Source organism: Pseudomonas sp. M1 (genome assembly GCF_022760135.1).
In the GTDB taxonomy this organism is placed as follows: domain Bacteria; phylum Pseudomonadota; class Gammaproteobacteria; order Pseudomonadales; family Pseudomonadaceae; genus Pseudomonas; species Pseudomonas citronellolis.
The window spans coordinates 3,784,534-3,806,691 of sequence record NZ_CP094343.1 but is presented as its reverse complement, the minus strand read 5'-3'; the positions used below and the strand labels follow the sequence as shown (position 1 = coordinate 3,806,691).

Annotated in this window: 19 protein-coding genes; 9 read left to right on the top strand and 10 right to left on the bottom strand. The window is 69.3% G+C overall.

The genetic code is table 11. The features are described 5' to 3' along the window. Positions 1–14: 14 nt before the first annotated feature. The 3 genes from PM1_RS16775 to PM1_RS16765 form a co-directional block, all read right to left on the bottom strand. Complete coding sequence (locus tag PM1_RS16775; protein WP_009619991.1) at positions 15–293, bottom strand: hypothetical protein; 279 nt, start codon at positions 291–293, stop codon at positions 15–17. Between the two features lie 678 nt (positions 294–971). Then, positions 972–1,847: a 3-hydroxyisobutyrate dehydrogenase gene (gene mmsB, locus PM1_RS16770; RefSeq protein WP_009619993.1), complete on the bottom strand. Its 876-nt coding sequence runs from the start codon at positions 1,845–1,847 to the stop codon at positions 972–974. A 117-nt stretch (positions 1,848–1,964) separates the two neighbouring features. Further along, positions 1,965–3,479 (bottom strand): CoA-acylating methylmalonate-semialdehyde dehydrogenase, encoded by a 1,515-nt coding sequence (locus PM1_RS16765; protein WP_009619995.1) that lies wholly within the window; start codon positions 3,477–3,479, stop codon positions 1,965–1,967. A gap of 147 nt (positions 3,480–3,626) precedes the next feature. On the opposite strand from PM1_RS16765, the gene PM1_RS16760 reads away from it, so the two are divergent. Continuing rightward, the gene (locus PM1_RS16760; protein ID WP_009619997.1) at positions 3,627–4,523 is read left to right on the top strand and encodes a LysR family transcriptional regulator; all 897 of its coding nucleotides are present in this window, start codon (positions 3,627–3,629) and stop codon (positions 4,521–4,523) included. A 235-nt stretch (positions 4,524–4,758) separates the two neighbouring features. Here the strand turns inward: PM1_RS16760 and PM1_RS16755 are convergent, their stop codons facing one another. Both PM1_RS16755 and PM1_RS16750 read right to left on the bottom strand, forming a co-directional pair. After that, entirely contained in the window at positions 4,759–5,460 is a 702-nt protein-coding gene (locus tag PM1_RS16755) for a YebC/PmpR family DNA-binding transcriptional regulator (protein WP_009619998.1), read from the bottom strand. Positions 5,461–5,628: 168 nt separating this feature from the next. Continuing rightward, positions 5,629–7,026: an aminotransferase-like domain-containing protein gene (locus PM1_RS16750; RefSeq protein ID WP_009620000.1), complete on the bottom strand. Its 1,398-nt coding sequence runs from the start codon at positions 7,024–7,026 to the stop codon at positions 5,629–5,631. A 166-nt stretch (positions 7,027–7,192) separates the two neighbouring features. Here PM1_RS16750 and PM1_RS16745 point away from each other — a divergent pair, with 166 nt between their 5' ends. After that, the gene (locus tag PM1_RS16745) at positions 7,193–7,966 is read left to right on the top strand and encodes a class II aldolase/adducin family protein (RefSeq protein ID WP_009620001.1); all 774 of its coding nucleotides are present in this window, start codon (positions 7,193–7,195) and stop codon (positions 7,964–7,966) included. Positions 7,967–8,049: 83 nt separating this feature from the next. Then, positions 8,050–9,081: an ABC transporter substrate-binding protein gene (locus PM1_RS16740; RefSeq protein ID WP_009620002.1), complete on the top strand. Its 1,032-nt coding sequence runs from the start codon at positions 8,050–8,052 to the stop codon at positions 9,079–9,081. Here the strand turns inward: PM1_RS16740 and PM1_RS16735 are convergent. The 3 genes from PM1_RS16735 to PM1_RS16725 form a co-directional block, all read right to left on the bottom strand. Then, a complete protein-coding gene (locus PM1_RS16735; RefSeq protein WP_009620011.1) occupies positions 9,078–9,707 on the bottom strand; it encodes a class I SAM-dependent methyltransferase in 630 nt (209 codons plus the stop codon). The two genes, PM1_RS16740 and PM1_RS16735, sit on opposite strands and share 4 nt — an antisense overlap. Before the next feature lie 400 nt (positions 9,708–10,107). Continuing rightward, positions 10,108–11,874: an acyl-CoA dehydrogenase C-terminal domain-containing protein gene (locus PM1_RS16730; RefSeq protein ID WP_009620013.1), complete on the bottom strand. Its 1,767-nt coding sequence runs from the start codon at positions 11,872–11,874 to the stop codon at positions 10,108–10,110. Between the two features lie 57 nt (positions 11,875–11,931). Next, complete coding sequence (locus PM1_RS16725; protein WP_009620014.1) at positions 11,932–13,554, bottom strand: acyl-CoA synthetase; 1,623 nt, start codon at positions 13,552–13,554, stop codon at positions 11,932–11,934. 166 nt (positions 13,555–13,720) lie between these two features. Here PM1_RS16725 and PM1_RS16720 point away from each other — a divergent pair, with 166 nt between their 5' ends. The 5 genes from PM1_RS16720 (at position 13,721) to PM1_RS16700 (ending at position 18,967) form a co-directional block, all read left to right on the top strand. Then, positions 13,721–15,973, top strand: a complete 2,253-nt coding sequence (locus PM1_RS16720; protein ID WP_009620015.1) for a PAS domain-containing sensor histidine kinase — start codon at positions 13,721–13,723, stop codon at positions 15,971–15,973. Between the two features lie 23 nt (positions 15,974–15,996). Beyond that, positions 15,997–16,644 (top strand): response regulator transcription factor, encoded by a 648-nt coding sequence (locus tag PM1_RS16715; protein ID WP_009620017.1) that lies wholly within the window; start codon positions 15,997–15,999, stop codon positions 16,642–16,644. A 448-nt stretch (positions 16,645–17,092) separates the two neighbouring features. Beyond that, positions 17,093–17,704, top strand: coding sequence for an eCIS core domain-containing protein (locus PM1_RS16710; RefSeq protein ID WP_009620018.1), 612 nt, complete (start codon positions 17,093–17,095; stop codon positions 17,702–17,704). 115 nt (positions 17,705–17,819) lie between these two features. Continuing rightward, positions 17,820–18,716, top strand: coding sequence for a universal stress protein (locus tag PM1_RS16705; RefSeq protein WP_009620019.1), 897 nt, complete (start codon positions 17,820–17,822; stop codon positions 18,714–18,716). An 11-nt stretch (positions 18,717–18,727) separates the two neighbouring features. Further along, positions 18,728–18,967, top strand: a complete 240-nt coding sequence (locus PM1_RS16700) for a hypothetical protein (protein ID WP_009620020.1) — start codon at positions 18,728–18,730, stop codon at positions 18,965–18,967. 10 nt (positions 18,968–18,977) lie between these two features. On the opposite strand, the gene PM1_RS16695 is transcribed toward PM1_RS16700, so the two are convergent. Beyond that, on the bottom strand, positions 18,978–19,166 hold the full coding sequence (locus PM1_RS16695) for a hypothetical protein (protein ID WP_009620021.1): 189 nt from the start codon (positions 19,164–19,166) through the stop codon (positions 18,978–18,980). A gap of 136 nt (positions 19,167–19,302) precedes the next feature. Beyond that, positions 19,303–20,508, bottom strand: coding sequence for an MFS transporter (locus PM1_RS16690; RefSeq protein WP_009620022.1), 1,206 nt, complete (start codon positions 20,506–20,508; stop codon positions 19,303–19,305). A 471-nt stretch (positions 20,509–20,979) separates the two neighbouring features. On the opposite strand from PM1_RS16690, the gene PM1_RS16685 reads away from it, so the two are divergent. Beyond that, a complete protein-coding gene (locus PM1_RS16685; protein ID WP_009620023.1) occupies positions 20,980–22,155 on the top strand; it encodes an acyl-CoA dehydrogenase family protein in 1,176 nt (391 codons plus the stop codon). Positions 22,156–22,158: the final 3 nt, after the last annotated feature.

The window sequence follows — 22,158 nt, the reverse complement described above, 5'->3', positions numbered from 1 at the left end:
CCTCCGCCGTGGGCTCAGGCGCCGGTCTGTACCTGCCGGGCCTTGCGTTCGGCCAGTTCGTACAGCTGTCGCGCTTCTTCCAGCAGCGGTGCGAGGCTGGCGGACAGGCGCGCTACGCCCAAAGGCATGGGCATTTCGTCGGCGCTGTCTTCCAGCAGGCGCAGCAGCACGCTGAGGGATTCCAGGCGGCGTTCGGCGGTGCCCATCAGATGGTCCACCGGGGCCTGCAGGTTGACGTAGAGCACGTCCTCGTGGGGTTGGGAAAGGGTGGTGAGGGGGATCATGTCAGGCATCGTCTGCCTCCGGATGAGAGGCAGCAGGGCGATGCACACGGATGGCCGGAAATTGCATGTCCATTGCTCCTCGAGTGGGTGAGGAACCGCCTTCCGGAATGGGAGGCGGGCCGCGCGGGGGTAGCAAACCGGAGCCAAGGAACCGGCCAGGCCAAAGCCTGCCCCGCGCGGCCCGCCACAGAAGCGAGAAAAAGCGCCAGCGCATCGAGATGCCTGGCGCTACCGCGCCTTAGCTATCCGGGTTGCTACACCCGTGTCACGGCATTGACCGTGACGGGCAGAGCCTACCGGCTGGTTTTGTAGGGGCTCAATGGAAAGGTCGGGTGTGAAATTTCGCAGAGTGCGGGAGGGGAATGGAGCTTTTGTAGGAGCGAGCTTGCTCGCGAACGGTGCTTGCCGGCTGGGGCGGTGCCTGGGCTGAAGAGCGCCCTCTCCCTAACCCTCTCCCTGAAGGGAGAGGGGACCGTTGGGCAGACGTTGATGTTCTGGAGTCAGCCGGCTAGCGCAGAGATTGCCGGCTGAAACCAGGCCATCTCTCGGCACGGACAAGCCCCCTCTCCCTTCAGGGCGGGGCGCGCAGCCGAGGGCTGGGGAGAGGGTGCGGAGTCAACCCAAAGCACCACCACCGCCGGTTGACTCCATTCGCGAGCAAGCTCGCTCCTACGAGAGCAGAGGATCTCACCCCTCCTGATACAGCTTCACGATCGCCGAGAAGTCGAGCTGGCCATTGCCCTGGTTGCTGAACGTCTGGAACAGCTGCTGCGCCAGCGCCCCGAGCAGCACCGGCTGGCGCACCTGACGGGCGGCCTCGCTGGCCAGGCCCAGGTCCTTGAGCATCAGGTCGGTGCCGAAGCCGCCGCTGTAGCCGCGCGCCGCCGGGGCGCCGGTGAGCGGGTTGTTCACTTCCGAGGCCCAGCAGCGGCCGCTGGAGGTGTTGATGATGCCGGCCAGCACTTCTGCATCCATGCCCAGCTTCACGCCCAGGGACATGGCTTCGGCCACGCCGATCATGCTGATGCCCAGCAGCAGGTTGTTCGCCACCTTGGCCACCTGGCCGTTGCCGGCGCCGCCGCAGTGCACGATGTTCTTGCCCATGGCCGCCAGCACCGGCCTGGCGCGTTCGAAGTCGGCCGCCTCGCCGCCGACCATGAAGGTCAGGGTGCCGGCCGCCGCGCCCGCGGTGCCGCCGGAGACCGGGGCGTCGAGCATCGGGTTGCCGTGGGCCTGGGCCGCCGCCGAGACCTCGCGGGCGCTGTGCGGGTCGATGGTGGAGGAGTCGATCAGCAGCACGCCGGGCTGCACCTTGGCCAGCAGGCCCTCAGCGCCGAGGTAGACCTGCTTCACGTGGGCCGCCGCGGGCAGCATGGTGATGATCACTTCCACGTCGGCGCCGGCCAGTTCCGCCGGCGAGGCCACGGCCTTGGCGCCCTGGGCTACAGCTGCCTGCACGGCGGCGCTGGAAAGGTCGAAGACGCTCAGGTCGAAGCCGGCCTTGAGCAGGTTGGCGGCCATGGGGCCGCCCATGTTGCCGAGTCCGATGAAGCCGATGCGCATGGGGTTTCCCCTTGTTGTCGTTGTCGGGAACAGGGCCCGCACCGCGCGTGGCCTGTGGCCCCGCTGCTTCCTGCTGGGGGGCCTGGCCGGCGGGGCGCGCGGGCGGGGTTGGGTGGCTTACTTGAGGTGGATGGTGGTGTTCACCGCGCCGCCCACTTCGTTCTCGTCGAACCAGCGTTCGGTGACCGTCTTGGTCTGGGTGTAGAACTGCACCACCTGCTTGCCGTAGGGACCCAGGTCGCCCAGCTTGGAGCCGCGCGAGCCGGTGAAGGAGAACAGCGGCACCGGCACCGGGATGGGCACATTGACGCCCACCTGGCCGACGTCGATCTCTTCCTTGAAGTGCCGCGCGGCGGCGCCGGAGCGGGTGAAGATGGCGGTGCCGTTGCCGTTGGGATTGGCGTTGATCAGCTCGATGGCCTCGTCCAGTGTCTTCACCGAGACCACGCAGAGCACCGGGCCGAAGATTTCCTCGCGGTAGATGCTCATCTGCGCGCTGACGCCGGAGAATATGGTGGGGGCGACGAAGTTGCCTTTCTGATAGCCGGCCACCTGCGGGTTGCGGCCGTCCAGCTCCAGCTTGGCGCCTTCCTGGATGCCGCGCTCGATCAGGCCGCTGACGCGGTCCAGGGCGGCGCAGGAGACCAGCGGGCCGACATCGGTGCCGGCCTCGGTGCCGCCGCTGACCTTGAGCGTCCTGGCCTTGGCCACCAGGTCCGGGATCCACTCGTTGGCCTCGCCCACCAGGATGGCCACGGAAACCGCCATGCAGCGCTGCCCGGCGGCGCCGAAGGCCGCGCCGGCGATGGCGTTGAGGGTCTGCTCCTTGTTGGCGTCGGGCAGGATCACGGCGTGGTTCTTGGCGCCCATCATGCACTGCACGCGCTTGCCGGCCAGCGAGGCGCGGTTGTAGACGTGGGTGCCCACGCGGGTGGAGCCGACGAAGGACACGGCCTTGATGTCCGGGTGGTCGCAGATGGCGTTGACCACGTCCGGGCCGCCGTGGATGACGTTGAGCACACCCGGCGGGATGCCGGCCTCATGGGCCAGCTCGACCAGGCGCATGGTCACCATCGGGTCCTGCTCGGAGGGCTTGAGGACGAAGGTATTGCCGGTGGCGATGGCCATGGGGAACATCCACAGCGGGATCATCGCCGGGAAGTTGAACGGGGTGATGCCGGCGCACACGCCCAGCGGCTGCAGCAGGGTGAAGGTGTCGACGCCGCCGGCCACGTTGTTGGCCAGCTCGCCCAGCTGCAGGTTGCCGATGGCCGCGGCGTGCTCGACCACCTCCAGGCCGCGGAACACGTCGCCTTCGGCGTCGGGCAGGGTCTTGCCCTGTTCGGCGGTGAGGATGGCCGCCAGTTCCTTCATGTTCTCGCGGATCAGCTGCTGGTACTTGAGGAAGATGCGCGCGCGGGCGCCGATCGGGGTTTTCTTCCAGGTCTTGAACGCGGCCTTGGCGCTGGCCACGGCGCGCTCGACTTCCTCGGCGGTGGCGAAGGGCACGCGGGCGAGGACTTCCTGGGTGGCGGGGTTGATCACCTCGCGCCATTCGCTGCTGGTGGACTCGACGGGCTTGCCGTCGATGAAGAGTTTGACCGTGGGAACGGCAGTAGTGGTGGTACTCATCGGAACTCCCAGCCTGCGGCGGTTTGTTGTTATGGGCCTTGGGGCGTACCTCAAGGAGGTTGGATTGATCCTAGCAGTGCATTTTTGATGAATTCAATGCGGTGATGTGCAAGCATGCTCTGCGTTTTTGCACACTCGGAGCCGGCGATGGACTGGGACAACCTGCGTTTCTTCCTCGAACTCTCCCGCGCCGGCAAGCTCACCGTGGCCGCGCGGCGCCTGGGCGTGGACCACACCACGGTGGCGCGGCGCCTGCAGGCGCTGGAAAAGAGCATCGGCGCGCAGCTGCTGGTGCGCGAGCCCTCCGGCTATCGGCTGACCGAGGCCGGGCACGGCCTGCTGCCCCAGGCCGAGGCCATGGAAAGCGCCTGCAAGGTGATCGAGAAGCGCCTGGCCGGGGCCGAGGACAACCTCTCGGGCAAGGTGCGCATCGGCGCCACAGAAGGCTATGGCTCGACGCTGCTGACCTCGCAGCTGGTGGAGCTGAACCGCCGCCACCCGCACCTGGGCGTGGACCTGCTGGCGGTGCCGCGGGCGCTGCAGCTGTCGCGCCACGAGGCGGACATCGTCATCACCCTGGAGCGCCCCGGCCGCGGGCCCTACCTGATCACCCGGCTGACCGACTACGTGCTGCGCCTGTACGCGGCCGGGGACTACCTGGCCGAGCGCGGGCCGATCCGCAACCGCGACGACCTGCGCAAGCACGCGCTGGTGGGCTACGTCGACGACCTGCTGTACAGCAAGGAGCTGCAGTACCTGGACGAGATCGGCCGGCCGCTGCACATGGCCCTGCGCTGCACCAGCATCCTGGCCCAGCAGCGCGCGGTGGCCGAGGGCGCCGGGCTGGCCATCCTGCCGGCGTTCGCCGCCGCCGAGGACCCGAGCCTGCAGCCGGTGCTGGCGGGCGAGATCGAGTTCGTGCGGACCTTCTGGATGCTGATGCCCACGGAGCTCAAGGACATCGCGCGGATGCGCACCACCTGGGACTTCCTCCGCGAGAAGGCCGAGGCGAGCCAGGCGGTTCTGATGGGACGGGGCGCGTAGGGCGAATAACGCTCCGCGTTATCCGCCGTTTGGCCTTGGTCGAACCCCGCTTGGGGGCGAGCCTGGGCATTGCGCTGCGTTTCGCGGATGAGATCCGCTTGTCCCGTAGGATGGGTTGAGCGAAGCGATACCCATCACCATGGCTCAGCCATGGCGTTGGCGATGAAAAGGGTGAAACGGCGTATAACCGCGAACGGTTATACGCCCTACGCCCCCGGGAACCCGGCGTGTGGCGTCAGGCCAGGCCGACGTAGAGGTTCTGCACGTCGTCGTTGCCGTCCAGGGCGTCGAGGAAGGCTTCGACTTCCTCCAGCTCCGCGCCGGACAGGCTCACCGGGTTCTTCGCCTTGTAGCCGAGCTTGGCCGAGGCGACGGTGAAACCGTGCTCAGGCAGGGCGCGGCAGACGGCGTCCAGGTCGGTGGCGTCGGTGAGGAACAGGGTGTCGCCGTCTTCCTCGCCCGGCTCGAAGTCCTGGGCGCCGGCCTCGATGGCGGCCAGTTCCGCGTCGGCGTCACTGCTGGCCGGGGTGGCCTCGACCAGGCCCAGGTAGTCGAAGTCCCAGGCCACCGAGCCGGAGGCGCCCAGCTGGCCCTTGCGGAACAGCACGCGGATTTCCGCCACGGTGCGGTTCACGTTGTCGGTCAGGCATTCGACGATCACCGGCACGCGGTGCGGGGCGAAGCCTTCGTAGACCACGCGCTCGAAGCTGGCGCCGCCGTCGAGCAGGCCGGCGCCTTTCTTGATGGCGCGCTCCAGGGTGTCGCGCGGCATCGAGGCCTTCTTGGCCTGCTCGACTACCAGGCGCAGTTTCGGGTTCATGTCCGGATCGGCGCCATTGCGCGCGGCGATCATGATTTCCTTGGCGAGTTTGCCGAAGACGCGGCCCTTGGCGTTGGCGGCGGCTTCCTTATGTTTGGCTTTCCACTGGGCGCCCATGCTGTTCTCTTGGCTGGTTCATGATGGGCGGCAAGTCTAAGCGCTGGCGCGGCGCCTGGCGATATCCGCCGGTGTCTTGGCGGCTGGACCGGGGCGCTCTTCGTAGGATGGGTTGAGCTTGCGATACCCATCGGCCAGGGTGATGGGTATCGCTCCGCTCAACCCATCCTACGAAAGCTCGTCCTGGCGGGAGAGGAAGGCGTAGAGCCGTTCGTCCTGGGAGTGCGCGACGTTGAAACGCAGCCAGGGCACGTGGCGGCCGTCGGGCATGAACAACTGGCCGGGGAACAGCAGGATCTTCGCTTCCTTGGCCCGTTCGGCCAACTGGGTGGCGTCGGCCACCGCGCGGTGGCGGGCCCAGAGGAACAGGCCGGCGCGCGGTTCGTGGAACAGTTCCAGCCCCGCCGCCTCCAGGCGCCGGGCCACGCTGTCGTGGGCCTCGCCGAGTTGTTCGCGGAGTTGGCGCACGTGCTTGCGCTGGCGGCCCTGGAGGAGGATGTCCAGGGCCAGGGTTTCGGTGAGTTCCGAGCTGGTCAGGCCGGCCACCATCTTCAGCGGCAGCAGTTCCTCGATCAGCTCTGGGTGGGCGGCGATGAAGCCCACCCGCAGCGCCGGGGCGATGACCTTGGACAGGCTGCCGATGTAGATCACCCGCGCCAACTGGTCGAGGTTGGCCAGCAGCAGCTGGCCGGCGGGGTCGAGGTCGGCGTAGATGTCGTTCTCGACGATCAGGAAGTCGTACTTCTCCGCCAGTTGCAGCAGGCGGTGGCTGGCGGCCAGGGACAGGCTGGCGCCGGTGGGGCTTTGCAGCCGCGCCTGGGTGAAGTAGACCTTGGGCCGGTATTCGCGCACCAGCTGCTCCAGGCGCTCCAGGTCCAGGCCGTCGGCGCTGCGCGGCACGCCCAGCAGGTTGGCGCCCTGCAGGCGCAGGTTGAGGAACAGGTTGTGGTAGCCGGGCTCGTCCACCAGCACCGGGTCGCCGCGCTGCACCAGGTAGCGCACGGCCAGGTCCAGGGCCTGGCTGGCGCCGCTGGTGAGCAGCACCTGTTCGGGGCTGGCGGCCACCCCGGCGTCGGCCAGGCGGTCGGCCAGCTTGCCGCGCAGGCGCGGGTTGCCCTTGCTGTGCCCGTAGTTGCCGAACTGCGCCGGTTCCTCCCGGGCCAGGGTGCGCAGGCCGCGCAGCAGGCCTTCGCTATCCAGCCAGTGCTCGGGCAGCAGGCCGACGCCGGGGCGCAGTTCCATGCCCAGGGGCTGGAACACCTTGTGCAGCAGCAGGTGGGCGTCGAAGTCGAATTCCGGCGCGGCCTGTTCGTCGGCCGTCTCCCCGGGCAGCGGGCCGCGCACGTAGAAGCCGGCGTTGGGCACGGCGTTCAGGCAGCCGCGCGCCACCAGGCGGTCGTAGGCCTCGACCACGGTGAAGTGGCTCACCCCGTGGGTCTGGGCGAACCGGCGGATGGAGGGCAGCTTGGCGCCGGGGCGCAGGCGCTGCTCGTCGATGGCCTGGGCGATGCCGTCGACGATCTGGGTGACCAGGGGCGTTTCGCTAGTGGGGTCGAGCAACAGCATCGAAGCGTCCGGTGGAAGGGAAACGGAAACTGTACAGGCCGCGCGGCCATAACAGCACTGCAGGCACTCCAGCGCCCCTGTGCATGGCGGCCGGGCGGGCGGCCCAGCACACTGCGGGGCACGACGCGGCAGCCAAGCCGCGCAAGCCTGATGACAAGGAATTGCCATGCGCGACACAGCTTACAACATCGACCCCGCGAGTATTTCCGCCGAAGAGTGGCAGGCGCGCTGCGACCTCGCCGCGCTGTACCGGCTGGTTGCGCACTTCCGCTGGACCGACCACATCGACACGCACATCTCCGCCCGCGTACCGGGCGAGCCGGGGCACTACCTGATCAACCGCTACGGCGTGATGTTCCACGAGATGCGCGCTTCCGACCTGGTCAAGGTCGACCACGCCGGCGACGTCATCGACCCGCGCTTCGGCCCGGGCAGCGTCAACCGCGCCGGCTTCAACATCCACTCGGCGGTGCACGCCGCGCGCCCGGACGTGGCTTGCGTGATCCACACCCACACCGCCGCCGGCATCGCCGTGTCGGCCCAGGAAGAGGGCCTGCTGCCGATCAGCCAGCACGCGCTCAAGTACCACAACCGCCTGGGCTACCACGACTACGAGGGCATCGCCCTGGACCCGGACGAGCGCTCGCGCCTGGTCCGCGACCTCGGCCCGCACATGGCGATGATCCTGCGCAACCACGGCCTGCTGGCCACCGGGCGCTGCATCGCCGAGGCCTTCAACCAGATCTACTTCCTCGAACGCGCCTGCCAGGCCCAGGTCCAGGCCCTGGCCGGCGGCCGCCAACTGCGCTACCCGCCCGAAGCGGTGCGCGAGCGCGTCGCCGTGCAGGAGGAGGAAGCCCTGGCCGGCGGCCTGCATCTGCTGGCCTGGGAGTCGGCCCTGCGCCTGATCGAGGACGGCGCGGCCGACTACCGCAGCTGATCCCTTTTGCGTGCGTCCCGGTCCGCAGAGGCCGGGCGCCTAGCGTGCTTGCAATCTGCCAACAACAAAGCCAAGAGGTGGAAATGAAGAACCCGATAGCGGCGGCCCTGCTCATGGGCCTGGCGTCCGGCGCCATGGCGGCCGACCTGAGCGTGATCTCCTTCGGCGGCACCAGCAAGGATGTGCAGACCGAAGCCTTCTACAAGCCCTTCACGCAGGCCACCGGCAACAAGGTGATCGCCGGCGAGTACAACGGCGAGATGGGCAAGATCAAGGCCATGGTCGACACCCACAGCGTCAACTGGGACGTGGTCCAGGTCGAGGGCCCGGAACTGCTGCGCGGCTGCGACGAGGGCCTGTTCGAACAACTGGACCCGGCGCGCCTGGGCAATGTCGCCGACTATGTGCCGGGCACCATCTCTGACTGCGGCGCCGGCCTGCTGGTGTGGTCCATGGCCATGGCCTACGACGCCAAGCGCCTGACGACCGCGCCGACCGGCTGGGCGGACTTCTGGGACACGCAGAAATTCCCCGGCAAGCGCGCGCTGCGCAAGGGCGCCAAGTACAGCCTGGAGATCGCCCTGCTGGCCGACGGCGTACCCCGGCAGGACATCTACAAGGTGCTGGCCACCCCCGAAGGCGTCGACCGCGCCTTCCGCAAGCTGGACCAGATCAAGCCGTCGATCCAGTGGTGGGAATCCGGCGCCCAGCCCATGCAGTTCCTCGCCAGCGGCGACGTGGTGATGAGCACCGTCTACAACGGCCGGGTGTTCGCCGCCCAGGAGGAGGGCGCGCCGATGAAGGTGGTGTGGAACGACAGCCTCTACGCCATCGATTCCTGGGCCATCCCCAAGGGCAGCCCGAACAAGCAGGCGGCGGAGGACTTCATCGCCTTCTCGCTGCGCCCGGAGCAGCAGAAGATCCACACCGTGAAGCTGGGCTATGGCTCGGTCAACAAGAAGACCACCGCGCTGCTTGACCCGGCCCTGGTGGAGCGCCTGAACACCGCGCCGGCCAACCTGGAGCAGGCGGTGCCGGTGGACTTCGCCTTCTGGGTGGACCACGGCGAGGAGCTGGAACTGCGCTTCAACGCCTGGGCCGCCAAGGGCAGCTAGCCGACGCGCCGCCACACGCTGGCCAGCCAGGGCTGCTGCTCGCGTGGCAGCCCGGCGGGCCGGTAGTAGTGTTCCAGCTGCTCGAAGCCCGCCGCTTCGAGCAGCTGTTTCCAGTTTTCCCAGTCGTGATAGGCACCGTAGCGCGGGCCGTTCCAGCCCTCGGCATTGTCCCCGCGCGGGTTCGAGGCGAACAGCACGCCGCCGGGCTTGAGCGCCGCGCGCAACTCGCCCAGTACCCGTGGCAGTTCCTGGCGCGGCACGTGGAACAGGCTGGCGTTGGCATAGATGCCATCGAAGCGCGCCGCCGGCAGGTCCAGCGCCAGGAAGTCCTGCAACCACACCTCGCAAGCGCTGGCCTGGCGGGCCATTTCCACGAAGTTCGGGCAGCCGTCCAGGCCCACCGGCGCATGGCCCAGGGCCTTGAAGGTGCACAGATCGCGGCCGGGGCCGCAGCCGAAATCCAGCAGGGCAAAGGGCGGCTCGCCATGGATGTGCCGCAGCAGGGCGGCGATGTTCTGGCTGACGTCGTGGTCGCGGGTGCCTTCGCGGAAGGCCTCGGCGGTGGCCTGGTAGTGCTGCAGGGTGAGGCGGGAGATGTCGCGGAGGGTTTGGTCGTCTAGGGGCATGGGAGGCGTCGGTGGGTCGCTGGGGAGGTTATTCTACGCCGGGGTTTGGGGGGTAGGAGCGAGCTTGCTCGCGAATGGTGCCAGCCGGTAACAACAGTGTTCGGGATTAACGCCGTCCCCTCTCCCCAGCCCTCTCCCTGAAGGGAGAGGGGGCTTGTCCGTGCCGAGAGGAGGCTGGGTTTCAACCGGCAATCTCCGTGCTAGCCGGCTAACGCCGAAACACCAACGCACGCCGAACGGTCCCCTCTCCCTTCAGGGAGAGGGTTAGGGAGAGGGTGCTCTTCAGCACAGGCACCACCCACGACCGGCAGAACACCGTTCGCGAGCAAGCTCGCTCCTACGAAATAAAAAAGCGCGGCACACCCCGAAGGACTGGCCGCGCAACACGCTCAACAGGGAATCAGAACTGCTCGGCCTCCAGCCCATAAAGGCTTTCACTGCCAGCCCGCACCGCGCTGGCCAGGGACTGGGTGCGCGGCAGCAGGCGGGCGAAATAGAAACGCGCCGTGGCCAGCTTGCCCTGGTGGAAGTCATCGGCGTGGCCGCTGGCGGCGCGGGCCATGCGCGCCCACATGTAGGCGTAGGCGGTGTAGCCGAACAGGTGCAGGTAGTCCACCGCCGCGGCGCCGGGTTCGCGCGGGTTTTCCTTGGCGCGCTCCTGGAGTTGCCGGGTGAGGGCTTCCAACTGCTCCAGGGCTTCCAGCAGCGGCGCGCTGAACTCGTCATCCGCCGCGGCCTCGGCGAAGGCGCGGATTTCCCCGGCGAACAGCGCCAGCAGCTCGCCGCCGTTGGCCAGCACCTTGCGCCCGACCAGGTCCAGGGCCTGGATGCCGTTGGTGCCTTCGTAGATCTGCGCGATGCGCACGTCGCGCACCAGCTGTTCCTGGCCCCATTCGCGGATGTAGCCGTGGCCGCCGAACACCTGCTGGCCGTACACGCAGCTTTCCAGCCCGGTGTCGGTGAAGAAGGCCTTGGCCACCGGGGTGAGCAGCGCCACCAGGCCTTCGGCGCGGGCGCGTTCTGCGGCGTCGTCGCCGTACTTGGCGATGTCCAGTTGCTGCCCGAGGTAGGTGGCGAAGGCGCGGCCGCCCTCGGTCAGGGCCTTCATGGTCAGCAGCATGCGGCGCACATCCGGGTGGACGATGATCGGGTCGGCCGCCTTGTCCTTGGCCACCGGGCCGGTCGGGGCGCGGCTCTGGATGCGCTCGCGGGCGTAGCCCACGGCGGCCTGGTAGGACATCTCGGCGCAGCCGATGCCCTGGATACCGATGGACAGGCGCTCGTAGTTCATCATGGTGAACATCGCCGCCAGGCCCTTGTTCGGCTCGCCGACCAGCCAGCCGGTGGCGCCGTCGAAGTTCATCACGCAGGTGGCCGAGGCCTTGATGCCCATCTTGTGCTCGATGGAGCCGCAACTGACCGGGTTGCGCGCGCCGAGGGAGCCGTCGTCGCCCACCAGCACTTTCGGCACGAGGAACAGCGAGATGCCCCGCGAGCCGGCCGGCGCGTCGGGCAGCTTGGCCAGCACCAGGTGGATGATGTTTTCGGTCAGGTCCTGCTCGCCGCCGGTGATGAAGATCTTGGTGCCGCTGATTTTGTAGCTGCCGTCGGCCTGGGGCTCGGCGCGGGTGCGGATCAGCCCCAGGTCGGTGCCGGCGTGGGGTTCGGTCAGGCACATGGAGCCGGCCCAGCGGCCTTCGTACATGGCCGGCAGGTACTTCTGCTTCAACGCCTCGCTGGCGTGGGCGTCCAGCGCCAGGCAGGCGCCGGCGGAGAGGGTGGAGTAGAGCGCGAAGCTGGCGTTGGCCGCGTAGACCATTTCCTCGAACTGCACCGAGAGCATCTTCGGCATGCCCAGGCCGCCGAAGTCCGGGTTGCCGGCCAGGCCGACCCAGCCGCCCTCGGCGTAGGTGGCGTAGGCCTCGCGGAAGCCGGCCGGGGTGCTCACCGCGCCGTCCTTCCATTGCGCGCCCTGCTCGTCGCCGCTGCGGTTGAGCGGGGCGAGCAGGCCGCCGGTGATCTTCGCCGCTTCTTCGAGGATGGCCTCGGCGGTGTCGGCGTCCACCCGCTCGGCCAGGGCCGGCAGGCGGCGCCACAGGGCCGGGGCGTCGAACACGTCGGTGAGCAGGAAGCGCATGTCGCGCAGCGGAGCCTTGTAGTCGGGCATGAATGTACCTCGGCGCCCCGGTTTGGCCGGGGCGCTATCGCAAGTGGGAAGGGGAGGTCAGAGCTTCTGGGCCCAGTCGCGCAGGACGAATTTCTGCACCTTGCCGGTGGAGGTCTTCGGCAGCTCGGTGAAGACCACGGTCTTGGGCACCTTGAAGCCGGCCAGGTGCTCGCGGCAGAAGGCGATGACCTGCGCCGCCTCGGTGTCGGCATGGCCGGCCTTGAGGGTGACGAAGGCGCACGGCGTCTCGCCCCAGCGCTCGTCCGGGCGCGCCACCACGGCCGCTTCCAGCACCGCCGGGTGGCGGAACAGCACGCCCTCGACCTCGATGGTGGAGATGTTCTCGCCGCCGGAGATGATGATGTCCTTCAGCCGGTCGCGGATCTCCACGTAGCCGTCGGGGTGCCACACCGCCAGGTCGCCGGTGTGGAACCAGCCGCCGGCGAAGGCTTCCTCGGTGGCGCTGGGGTTCTTCAGGTAGCCCTTCATCACGGTGTTGCCGCGCATGAAGATCTCGCCGACGCTCTGGCCGTCGCGCGGCACCGGCTCCAGGGTCTTCGGATCGGCGACCATCACGCCTTCCAGAGTCGGGTAGCGCACGCCCTGGCGCGACTTGATCCTGGCCCGCTCGTCCAGCGGCAGTTCGTCCCACTCTTCGTGCCAGGCGCACACGGTGACCGGGCCGTAGACCTCGGTGAGGCCGTAGACGTGGGTGACGCGGATGCCCATTTCCTCCACAGCGCCTATGACCTTGGCCGGCGGCGCGGCGCCGGCGACCATGGCGTGCACCGGGTGGTCGATGGCGGCCTTGGCCGAGTCGGGCATGTTGATCAGCGCGTTGAGCACAATGGGCGCGCCGCACATGTGGCTGACGCGGTGCTCGCGGATCAGGGTGAGAATCTTCTGCGGGTCGACGCGGCGCAGGCACACGTGGGTGCCGGCCAGCGCGGTGACCGTCCAGGGGTAGCACCAGCCGTTGCAGTGGAACATCGGCAGGGTCCACAGGTACACCGGGTGCTGGCCCATGGACCAGGTCATCTGGTTGCCCAGCGAGTTCAGGTAGGCGCCGCGGTGGTGGTAGACCACGCCCTTGGGGTTGCCGGTGGTGCCGGAGGTGTAGTTCAGCGAGATGGCGTCCCACTCGTCGCGCGGCCAGGCCCAGGCGTACTCGGGGTCGCCCTCGGCCAGCAGGGCCTCGTAGTCCAGGCTGCTGACCGGCTCGCCCTCGCCGTATTCCGGGTCGTCGACGTCGATCACCAGCGGCGGGTGGTCGAGCATGCCCAGGGCGGCGCGGATCACGTCGTGGAACTCGCGGTCGGTGATCAGCACCTTGGCCTCGCCGTGCTGCAGCATGAAGGCGATGGCCTCGGCGTCCAGGCGCACGTTGAGGGTGTTGAGCACCGCGCCGATCATCGGGATGGCGAAGTGCGCTTCGAGCATCTGCGGGGTGTTGGGCAGCATCACCGCGACGGTGTCGCCACGGCCGATGCCGCGCCAGGCCAGGGCCGAGGCCAGGCGGCGGCAACGCTGGTAGGTTTCGCGCCAGGTGCGGCGCAGGCTGCCGTGGATCACGGCGGTGCGGTCGGGGTAAACGCTGGCGGTGCGTTCGATGAAGCTCAGCGGGGTCAGCGCGGTATGGTTGACCGAGGCAGGCGCGAGACCCTGTTCGAAGATCGACATATGGACACCCTGTGGCTGATTGTTAGCTCATTGTTCTTGGCTGCCCGCAGGCGGGTCGGGCGGCTGATGGGGCGATTTATAGCAATGCCGAGATAGTTATGGAAGTACAACCATATGCTTATGGTATAAATACTATATTCCAATAAAAGCACCCGGAACTGCCTCCATGCCTGAACTCAACACCCTGGTGCGCCTGCTCCGCGAGCCCGCGCCGGCGGCCGCCCAGGCCGACGCGCTGCTCGCCCTGTGCCGCGCCCGCGCGCCCCTGGAGCGCGCGCTCTACCTGGCCTGGCGGCCGCGTTCGCGCAGTTACGAGGCGCTTGGCGACGAACGCCTGCCGCCGGGCGCCGGCGACCCGCTGCAGGCCAACGACGAGGCCCTGCATGCGGCCTTCGCCGGCCGCCGCGACATGCCCCTGGACGAACTGCTGGCGCTGCCCGGCTGGCTGGGCGGGCGCCTGCGCCGCGCCGGCTGGAGCCATGGCCTGGCGTTGAACCTGGCGCTGGGCGGAGAACCCGGGCTGTTGCTGCTGGCCGCGCGGGATGCCGCCGCCACGCCCTGGCTGGGTTGGGTCGGCGAGCTGCTGGGTGAAGTAATGGCCCTGGCCGGCGGCGCACGCCGTACCGCGCCGCTGCTGGCCGCCGAGCCGCTGCCGGCGTTGCTGCTGGATGGCGACGGGCAGTTGCTCGACGGCAACCCGGCGCTGCATGGCCTGGCCGCCGAACTGGGCCTGGACGACGTGCGCGAGCTGCTGCCGAGCAACCACCGCGAGCTGCTGCGCAGTTGCCTGGCCCAGGCCCGCGCGGTGCAGGACGCGCCCAGCGAGCAGGGCGGCCGGCACTTTCTCTGGAGCTTCATCCCCGACGCCGGCCAGGCCGAGGTGCTGGTGCGCGGCCGCGAGGCCAGCGCGCAGATCCAGGGCGAGCGCGAGGCGGCCCAGGCGCGGCGGCTGTACCGGCAGATCATCGAGAACACCAGCGACCTGATTTCGCGGCGCACCCTCGACGGCGTCATTCTCGACGCCTCGCCCTCGTCCTGGCCGCTGCTGGGCTACTGGCCGGAGGAGATGCGCGGCCAGTCGGTGCTGCCGCTGCTGCACCCGGACGACCGCAAGCGCGTGGCCCGCCACACCCGCGACGCCCTGGAACAGGACGGCTACGCGACCCTGACCTACCGCCTGCGCCACCGCGACGGCCACTACCTGTGGTTCGAGACCGCCAGCCGCGCCATCCGCGAGACCTACACCGGTGCCGTGGTGGAGGTGGTCAGCGTGTCCCGCGACATCACCGCGCGGGTGCGCGCCGAGGAGAACCGCCGGCGCCTGGCCGAGGTGGTGGAGGCCAACGCCGACCTGGTGCTGTTCGTCGATGCCGGCGCCCGCCCCAACTACGCCAACCCGGCGGCGCGCAAGGCGCTGAACCTGGGCGAGGATAGCCTGCCGGAAAGCCTTGCCGGGCTGTTCGACGAAGCCCTGCTGCAACGCCTGGCGGAGGAGGGCTGGAAGGCGGCCGACAGCCAGGGCGTGTGGCGCGCCGAGGGCCAGTTGCGGCCGCTGGGCGATGGTGCGCCGGTGCCGGTGTCGCTGGTGCTGCTGGGCCACCGCGCGGCCGGCGGCGAGCGCTACTACTCGCTGGTGGCCCGCGACATGACCGAGCGCGAACTGCGCGAGCACCAGCAGCGCCGCCACCAGGACGAACTGGCCCACAGCGCGCGCCTGGTCACCCTCGGCGAGCTGGCCTCGGGCATCGCCCACGAGATCAACCAGCCGCTGGCCGCGGTGGTCAACTACGCCGGGGCCAGCCAGCGCTACCTGGCGGCCCTGGGCAGCAACCCGGAGGCGGCGCAGCGCGTGGCCCAGGGCCTGGCGCGCATCACCGAGCACGCCAACCACGCCTCGGAGGTCATCCGCCGCCTGCGCGCCTTCCTGCGCAAGGGCCAGCGCCGCCTGCAGGCGCTGGACGTCAACGAGCTGGTGCGCGAGTCCCTCGGCCTGTGCGCCTGGGAAGCGGGGCAGGGCGGGGTAGCCATCGGCCAGGCGCTGGCGGAGAATCTGCCGCCGGTCTACGCCGACCGAGTATTGCTGCAACAGGTGCTGCTGAACCTGCTGCGCAACGCCATCGAGGCCAACCGCGAGCGCCACGCCGGCGCGCCTTCGGCCATCGCCATCGGCTCGGCGCTGGAGGCGGACGGCCGGCTCTGCGTGTGGGTGGAAGACAACGGCCCGGGGGCCGACGAAGAGACGCTGGGGCGCATGTTCACGCCCTTCTACAGCAGCAAGCCGGACGGCCTGGGCCTGGGGCTGTCGATGAGCCGCGGCATGGTCGAAGGCTTCGGCGGCACCCTGGACGCGCGCCCGGCGGCCGACGGCCTGCGCCTGGAGTGCCGGCTGCCGGCGGCCGGCGAAGGGGGCAAGGCATGATGGAAAAAACACGGGAGCAGGGCATGGAAGTACCGCAAGAAGCGGTGGTGTACGTGGTGGACGACGACCCGGGCATGCTCGAGTCCACCGTCTGGCTGTTCGAGTCGGTGGGCCTGAAGGCGCTGCCCTTCACCAGCGGCCGCGACTTCCTCGAAGCCTGCCCGGCCGACGCCCACGGCTGCGTGCTGCTGGACGTGCGCATGCCCGGCCTGGGCGGCCTGAGCGTGCAGGAGGAAATGCGCCGGCGCGGCCTGGAGCTGCCGGTGATCTTCGTCAGCGGCCATGCCGACGTGCCCATCGTCATCCGCGCCTTCAAGGCCGGCGCGCTGGACTTCATCGAGAAGCCCTACAACGAGCAACTGTTGCTCGACAGCGTGCAGCAGGCCCTGCAATCCCGCGCCCGCCAGCACGCCTCGCAGGCCGGCCTGGGCGAGGTGGACGAACGCCTCGCCGCGCTCACCCCGCGCGAGCGCGACGTGCTGCTGCCGCTGGTGCGCGGCTACACCAACCGCGAGGTGGCGGAGCAGCTGGACATCAGCGTGAAGACCGTGGACCTGTACCGGGCGCGGGTGATGAAGCGCATGCAGGCGCAGACACTGGCGGACCTTGTGGGGATGGCTATTGCGGCGGGGTTGGTGGATCCGTTGAGGTTGCGGCCGGAGGGGACCTAGAGCACCCCTCACCCCAGCCCTCTCCCAGAGGGAGAGGGGCTGTTCGGCGTCAACCTGTAGGAGCGGGCCCTGCCCGCGATTCGCGCGCAGGGCGCGCTCCTACATTGGAATGGCGTGGGTGGGGTTGCGTAGGAGCGGATCTTATCCGCGATCCGCGCCGGAGGCTCCGGTTATCGCGGATAAGGCCCTACGACTGTACTTGCATGGAGCCGTAGGGCGAATAACCGTTCGCGGTTATCCGCCGATACACCGGGGCCATAGCCAACGCCAAGGTCAACCCTGGCGCCGCCGGAAGCCAAGGCCAAACGGCGGATAACGCCATAGGCGTTATGCGCCCTACGTGAAACGCCGCTGACCACCGGGGCATTCCCGGGAGCTAACCCCCCGCCGCCGTTGTCTGAAGCAAGGCGGGTATACTCGCCCGCCTGCCCGAACCCAGGAGCCCCGCTTGTCGAAGTCCCGTCCGTCGCGTCCGCTGCTTTCACTGCTCCTTGCCGCCGGCCTCAGCGCCAGCGCGGCGCTGTATGCCTGCCCGGCCGGGCAGTCGGAGGTCTGCCTGGGCGGCTGCATCTGCGTGGCCGACCCCGATGGGGTGTTCGGCGTGCTCCAGGAAGATGCGCGCAACGTCGCGGCACCCGCCCTGGCGCAGTGGCTCAGCCAGTCCCGCGAGCGCATGGTGGCCGCCGGCGTGCAGCCGCTGCCGCTGGACCTGCGCGTGCAACTGCAGGCCTGGTACCCGGACGACCTGCTGCAGGCGGTGCGCTATCGCGTCGGCCAGGGCCAGGACGTCGACGCCGCCAGCGCCATGCTGCAGAACCAGGACGTGGTCGCCGTGACGCTGATCGACGTGGTGGTGTTCCGCAACGAGGACGACGCGCTGCACAACCTGGCCCTCTGGGCCCACGAGCTCAAGCACGTGCAGCAGTACCGCGAGCTGGGCGTGGACGGCTTCGCCCGCCAGTACGTGCGCAACTTCAGCGCCCTGGAAGACCCGGCCTACGCCATCCAGAACCAGGTCTCCCGGGAAATGCGCAGCGCCCGGGCGCCGGCCGGCGACTAGCCGGGTTCGCCGCCGGTTGGCAGGCGCTGCGGCGCGTTTGATGCACATCAAGGGGCCGGCAACGGCGAAGGCGCAGGCTTAGGGCACAACCCCTGTCCCCCTCCGGAGGTCCCCCATGAACGCCTACACGCGCCTGCTGCTGATCTGCGATCCCCTGCTCCGTGACTCCGCCGCCATGGCGCGGGCCAAGGCCCTGGCGCTGGCCGGTGGCGGCCAGTTGCACATGGTCACCCTGGATGCCCTGCCGGTCGGCCTGGGCGTGCTCGACAGCGTGCTGCAGACCCGCGCCCGCGAAGAAACCCGCCTGCGCCAGGAACGCTGGCTGGAGGAACGCGCCGTGGAGCTGCGCGCCCAGGGCGTCGAGGTCGGCGTCGAGGCGATCTGGACCGAGAACCCGCTGGAGGAGGCGCTGCGCCTGGTGGAGCAGCACGGCATCGACCTGGTGGTGAAGGACAGCCAGTACGAGCCGGCCCTGAGCCGGGCGATCATGACGCCGCTGGACTGGCAGCTGCTGCGCCGCTGCCCGGTGCCGCTGCACCTGGTCAGCACCGCCGACAACCCGAGTCCGCAGCGGGTGCTGGCCGCGCTGGACCTGTCCCAGGACGACGTGCTCGTCGACCAGCTCAACGACCATATAGTCGAGTCGGCGCAGGCCCTGGCCCGGCAATGCGGCGCCGAGCTGCATCTGCTGCAGGCCTATGACCTGGCCAGCGGCTACCTGGCCTATGCCGCCGGCCCGGTGGCCTGGTCGCCGGAGGTTGCCGAGCAGATGAGCGGCCGTTCGCGCCAGCGCATGGACCGCATCGGCGAGCGCTTCGGCGTCGGCCGGCCCTACCAGCACCTGGTCAAGGGCGCGGCCACCCAGGTCATCAGCGAATTCGCCAATGAGAAACGCTTCGACGTGGTGGTCATGGGCACCCTCTACCGCCCGGGCCTGGCGAAGATCATCGGCAGCACCACCGAACAGGCGCTGTACCGGGTGCATTCGGGCATTCTCGCGGTCCGGCCCTGAGGCGCGCGGCCATGAAGATGGTCGCGTTCCTCGCCCTGCTGCTGTCGCTCTGGGCCATCGCCGTGGTGGCCTGGATGATGCTGCGCTACACCCCCGCCGGCGGCGATGCCCAGTACGTGTTCCTCTGGGACCGCTGGGAGAACCGCGTGTGCCTGGTGTCCATCGGCAACCCGTCGCGGATCATCTGCGACCCGCGCTCGCTCTGGGTGGAACAGCAGAAGGACGACGGGCCCACGGCGCGTCGTCCCTGACGGTGGGCGCTCAGCTGCCGTGGCGCCGTTGCTCGGCGTCGCGGCGGCGGGCCTCGGCCAGCGCGTGGGGCGCCGCCAGGCGCTGCTGCAGGCGCTCCAGGTAGTCGCGGGCCTGGGTTTCGTCGTGGAAGGGCACCCGGAACTGGTCGAGCTGGACGTAGCAGTGGCCATCGCGGGTGTGCAGCAGTTGCGTGCGCATGGAAGCCTCCTGGCGGAGCCGGCGGGGAAGTGGACTGCAACCACTTGTACGCCGCGCAGGGGGCGACGGCTTGATCCGCATCAACCCCGCGCAGCGGGCGCTGCCGGCCACAGCCGGACGGCAGCGCGGCGCTTTCTCAGCAGTCGCCCTGCAGGGCGGCCCTTTCCTGGCGGCGGCTGGCGGCCAGAGAGATCGACCAGAGCACGAAGCCGCCGATGGCCAGCAGGCTGCCCACCCAGCCCGGCGAGGTCCAGCCGTAGCCGGCGGCCAGGGCCAGGCCGCCGAGGAACGGGCCCAGGGCGTTGGCGAAGTTGAAGGCCGAGTGGTTCAGCGCCGCGGCCAGGCCCTGGGCGTCCTCGGCCACGTCCATCAGGCGCGTCTGCAGCACCGTGCCCAGGGCGCCGCCGAAGCCGACGAAGAACACGCAGAGCGCGATGCTCCAGATGTTGCCGGCGGTGAACGGGAAGATCGCCAGCACCACCGCGCTCCACACCAGCAGGCCGCCGGCGGTGGGCATCAGCGCGCGGTCGGCGAGCACCGGGATGAACATGTTGCCGAGGGTCATGCCGACGCCGAACACCGCCAGCACCAGCGGCACCACGGCGGGGGAGACGTGGGTGACCGCGCCGAGGATGTCGGCCAGGTAGGTGTACACCGCGAACAGGCCGCCGAAGCCGATAGCGCCAATGCCCAGGGTCAGCCACACCTGGCCGCGCTTGAGCGCGCCCAGCTCGCGCAGCGGGCTGGCGCCGGCCTCGGGCGGCGAGTAAGGCGCCAGCAGGCGCACGCAGAGCATGGTGGTCACGCCCAGGGCGGCGACCAGCGCGAAGCTCCAGCGCCAGCCCAGGGCCTGGCCCAGCCAGTTGGCCAGGGGCACGCCGACGATGGTGGCCACGGTCAGGCCGAGGAACATCCGCCCGACCGCCACCGTGCGCCGGTGCGGCGGCACCAGCGAGGCGGCCACCAGCGCGGCGATGCCGAAATAGGCGCCGTGGGGCAGGCCGCTGATGAAGCGGAACAGCAGCATCCAGTGGTAGGTCGGCGCCAGCGCGCTGAGGCCGTTGCCGATGGCGAACAGCCCCATCAGCAGCACCAGCAGGGTGCGCCGCGGCAGGCGAGCGCCGAGCACCGCTAGCAGCGGCGCGCCCACCACCACACCCAAGGCGTAGGCGCTGATCACATGGCCGGCGGTGGGCGCATCGATGCCCAGCGCCGGGGCGAAGAGCGGCAGCAGGCTCATGGTGGCGAACTCGGTGGTGCCGATGGCGAAGCCGCCCACGGCGAGGGCGAATAGCACCAGGGCCGCACCGCGGCTGCGCGGTTCGGTTGCGGAGGTAGTCATCAGGGGTCCTTTGGTCTTATGCGGTGCGCCGGGGCGCGGCTGTCACGGGGAGCACGGTCAAGGCAGTGACCGACAGCGAAAGGACGCACAGGATAGCAGAAGGTTCCGCCGGGGTGGACGGAAGGCTCGGAATAGACGGGTAGGGCGTTGGTTGTTTGGACTGGGTAAAGCGGTATCCATGTCTGTAGGAGTGTTCCTGGTGGGCGTGTCTGTCAGGGTGATGGGTATCGCTTTGCTCCACCCATCCTACGTCAGGGTTGGCGCTGCTTTGCGGGGTGGAGGCTGGGTCGGGAAGCGTCGCTGGAAAGGGGGTGGAGAGGGGCGGCATCTTGCTTGGCGGGCAGCGGGGGCGGGCTGCCGGTGGGGCGATGACGGTTTTAGATACTGAGTAGTATGTTGAGTGCGAGACGGGATTCCGGCCTGCCCGGGATGCGTCGTCACTTTTCGAAAACCTACTCGGTAGTATTTCCCATGAGCATTATCTGGAGCCCACCGCTGACCGCTGACGAGCGCCGCTGGCAGGAGATCGCCCGGCTGCTCGGCGAGCGGCATTTCCGCCCGCTGGCCGCCGAGATCGACCGCGACCAGCGCTACCCGCTGGAACACCTGCCCGTGCTGCTGGAAAACCGCCTGAGCGGCATGTTCGTGCCGCGGGAACATGGCGGCGAAGGGGCGTCGCTGTGCGCGCTGGTGGCCGTGGTCGAGGAACTGGCGCGCGGCTGCGCTTCCACCGCCGCGATCATGGCGGCCCTGTCCCTCGGCGCGTTCCCCGTGCTGCTCGGCGGCAGCGACGCGCAGAAGCGCCGGCTGCTGGGCGGGCTCGCCGAAACCGGGGCCGCGGTGAACTTCGCGCTCAGCGAGCGAGGCGCGGGCTCCGACCCCGCCGCCCTGCAGACCACCGCCACCCGCACGGGCAAGGGCTGGCGGATACGCGGCGAAAAATGCTGGCTGGGCAACGGCGGCCACTCCCGGCACTTCATCGTCTTCGCCGCCACCGGCGAGAACGCCGGGAGGAAGGCCATCAGCGCCTTCGTCGTGGCCCGGGACGCCGAGGGCGTGGTGATCGACCACTACGAAGACAAGATGGGCATCCGCGGCACCACCACCACCAACCTGAAGCTGGACACCTACGTCGAGGACGACGCCATCGTCGGCGAAGCCGGCAAGGGCCTGGGCCTGGCGCTGGCCACCCTCGGTGTGGGCCGCGTGGTCATCGCCGCCCAGGCCAACGGCATCGCCCTGGCGGCATTCGAGGAGGCCGCGGCCCATGCTGTGGAGCGCAGCACCTTCGGGCGCCCGATCATCGACCACCAGGGCGTCGGCTTCAAACTGGCCGACGCCGTCACCTCGCTGTCCGCGGCCCGCATGCTGACCTACGAAGCCGCCCGCGCATACGACCGTGGCGAGGACATAACCGCGCTGGGGGCGATGGCCAAGCTGTTCTCCAGCGAATCTTCCCACCGCATTGTGGACGATGCCCTACAGATTCTGGGTGGCCGGGGCTACGTAAAGCCCAGCGCGATGGAACGTTATTATCGCGACCAGCGGATCACCGAAATCTACGAAGGCACTTCGGAGATCCAGCGGGTGGTCCTGGCGCGCCAGGTAAAACATTCGTTGTGTGCAAACCCGAACAAGAAGGAATGAAGT

What these genes read in the sequence shown, in the direction of transcription:
- PM1_RS16775 (WP_009619991.1), bottom strand. Translation starts at nt 293, where the DNA reads ATGCCTGACATGATCCCCCTCACCACCCTTTCCCAACCCCACGAGGAC.
- mmsB (WP_009619993.1), bottom strand. Translation starts at nt 1,847, where the DNA reads ATGCGCATCGGCTTCATCGGACTCGGCAACATGGGCGGCCCCATGGCC.
- PM1_RS16765 (WP_009619995.1), bottom strand. Translation starts at nt 3,479, where the DNA reads ATGAGTACCACCACTACTGCCGTTCCCACGGTCAAACTCTTCATCGAC.
- PM1_RS16760 (WP_009619997.1), top strand. Translation starts at nt 3,627, where the DNA reads ATGGACTGGGACAACCTGCGTTTCTTCCTCGAACTCTCCCGCGCCGGC.
- PM1_RS16755 (WP_009619998.1), bottom strand. Translation starts at nt 5,460, where the DNA reads ATGGGCGCCCAGTGGAAAGCCAAACATAAGGAAGCCGCCGCCAACGCC.
- PM1_RS16750 (WP_009620000.1), bottom strand. Translation starts at nt 7,026, where the DNA reads ATGCTGTTGCTCGACCCCACTAGCGAAACGCCCCTGGTCACCCAGATC.
- PM1_RS16745 (WP_009620001.1), top strand. Translation starts at nt 7,193, where the DNA reads ATGCGCGACACAGCTTACAACATCGACCCCGCGAGTATTTCCGCCGAA.
- PM1_RS16740 (WP_009620002.1), top strand. Translation starts at nt 8,050, where the DNA reads ATGAAGAACCCGATAGCGGCGGCCCTGCTCATGGGCCTGGCGTCCGGC.
- PM1_RS16735 (WP_009620011.1), bottom strand. Translation starts at nt 9,707, where the DNA reads ATGCCCCTAGACGACCAAACCCTCCGCGACATCTCCCGCCTCACCCTG.
- PM1_RS16730 (WP_009620013.1), bottom strand. Translation starts at nt 11,874, where the DNA reads ATGCCCGACTACAAGGCTCCGCTGCGCGACATGCGCTTCCTGCTCACC.
- PM1_RS16725 (WP_009620014.1), bottom strand. Translation starts at nt 13,554, where the DNA reads ATGTCGATCTTCGAACAGGGTCTCGCGCCTGCCTCGGTCAACCATACC.
- PM1_RS16720 (WP_009620015.1), top strand. Translation starts at nt 13,721, where the DNA reads ATGCCTGAACTCAACACCCTGGTGCGCCTGCTCCGCGAGCCCGCGCCG.
- PM1_RS16715 (WP_009620017.1), top strand. Translation starts at nt 15,997, where the DNA reads ATGGAAGTACCGCAAGAAGCGGTGGTGTACGTGGTGGACGACGACCCG.
- PM1_RS16705 (WP_009620019.1), top strand. Translation starts at nt 17,820, where the DNA reads ATGAACGCCTACACGCGCCTGCTGCTGATCTGCGATCCCCTGCTCCGT.
- PM1_RS16700 (WP_009620020.1), top strand. Translation starts at nt 18,728, where the DNA reads ATGAAGATGGTCGCGTTCCTCGCCCTGCTGCTGTCGCTCTGGGCCATC.
- PM1_RS16695 (WP_009620021.1), bottom strand. Translation starts at nt 19,166, where the DNA reads ATGCGCACGCAACTGCTGCACACCCGCGATGGCCACTGCTACGTCCAG.
- PM1_RS16690 (WP_009620022.1), bottom strand. Translation starts at nt 20,508, where the DNA reads ATGACTACCTCCGCAACCGAACCGCGCAGCCGCGGTGCGGCCCTGGTG.
- PM1_RS16685 (WP_009620023.1), top strand. Translation starts at nt 20,980, where the DNA reads ATGAGCATTATCTGGAGCCCACCGCTGACCGCTGACGAGCGCCGCTGG.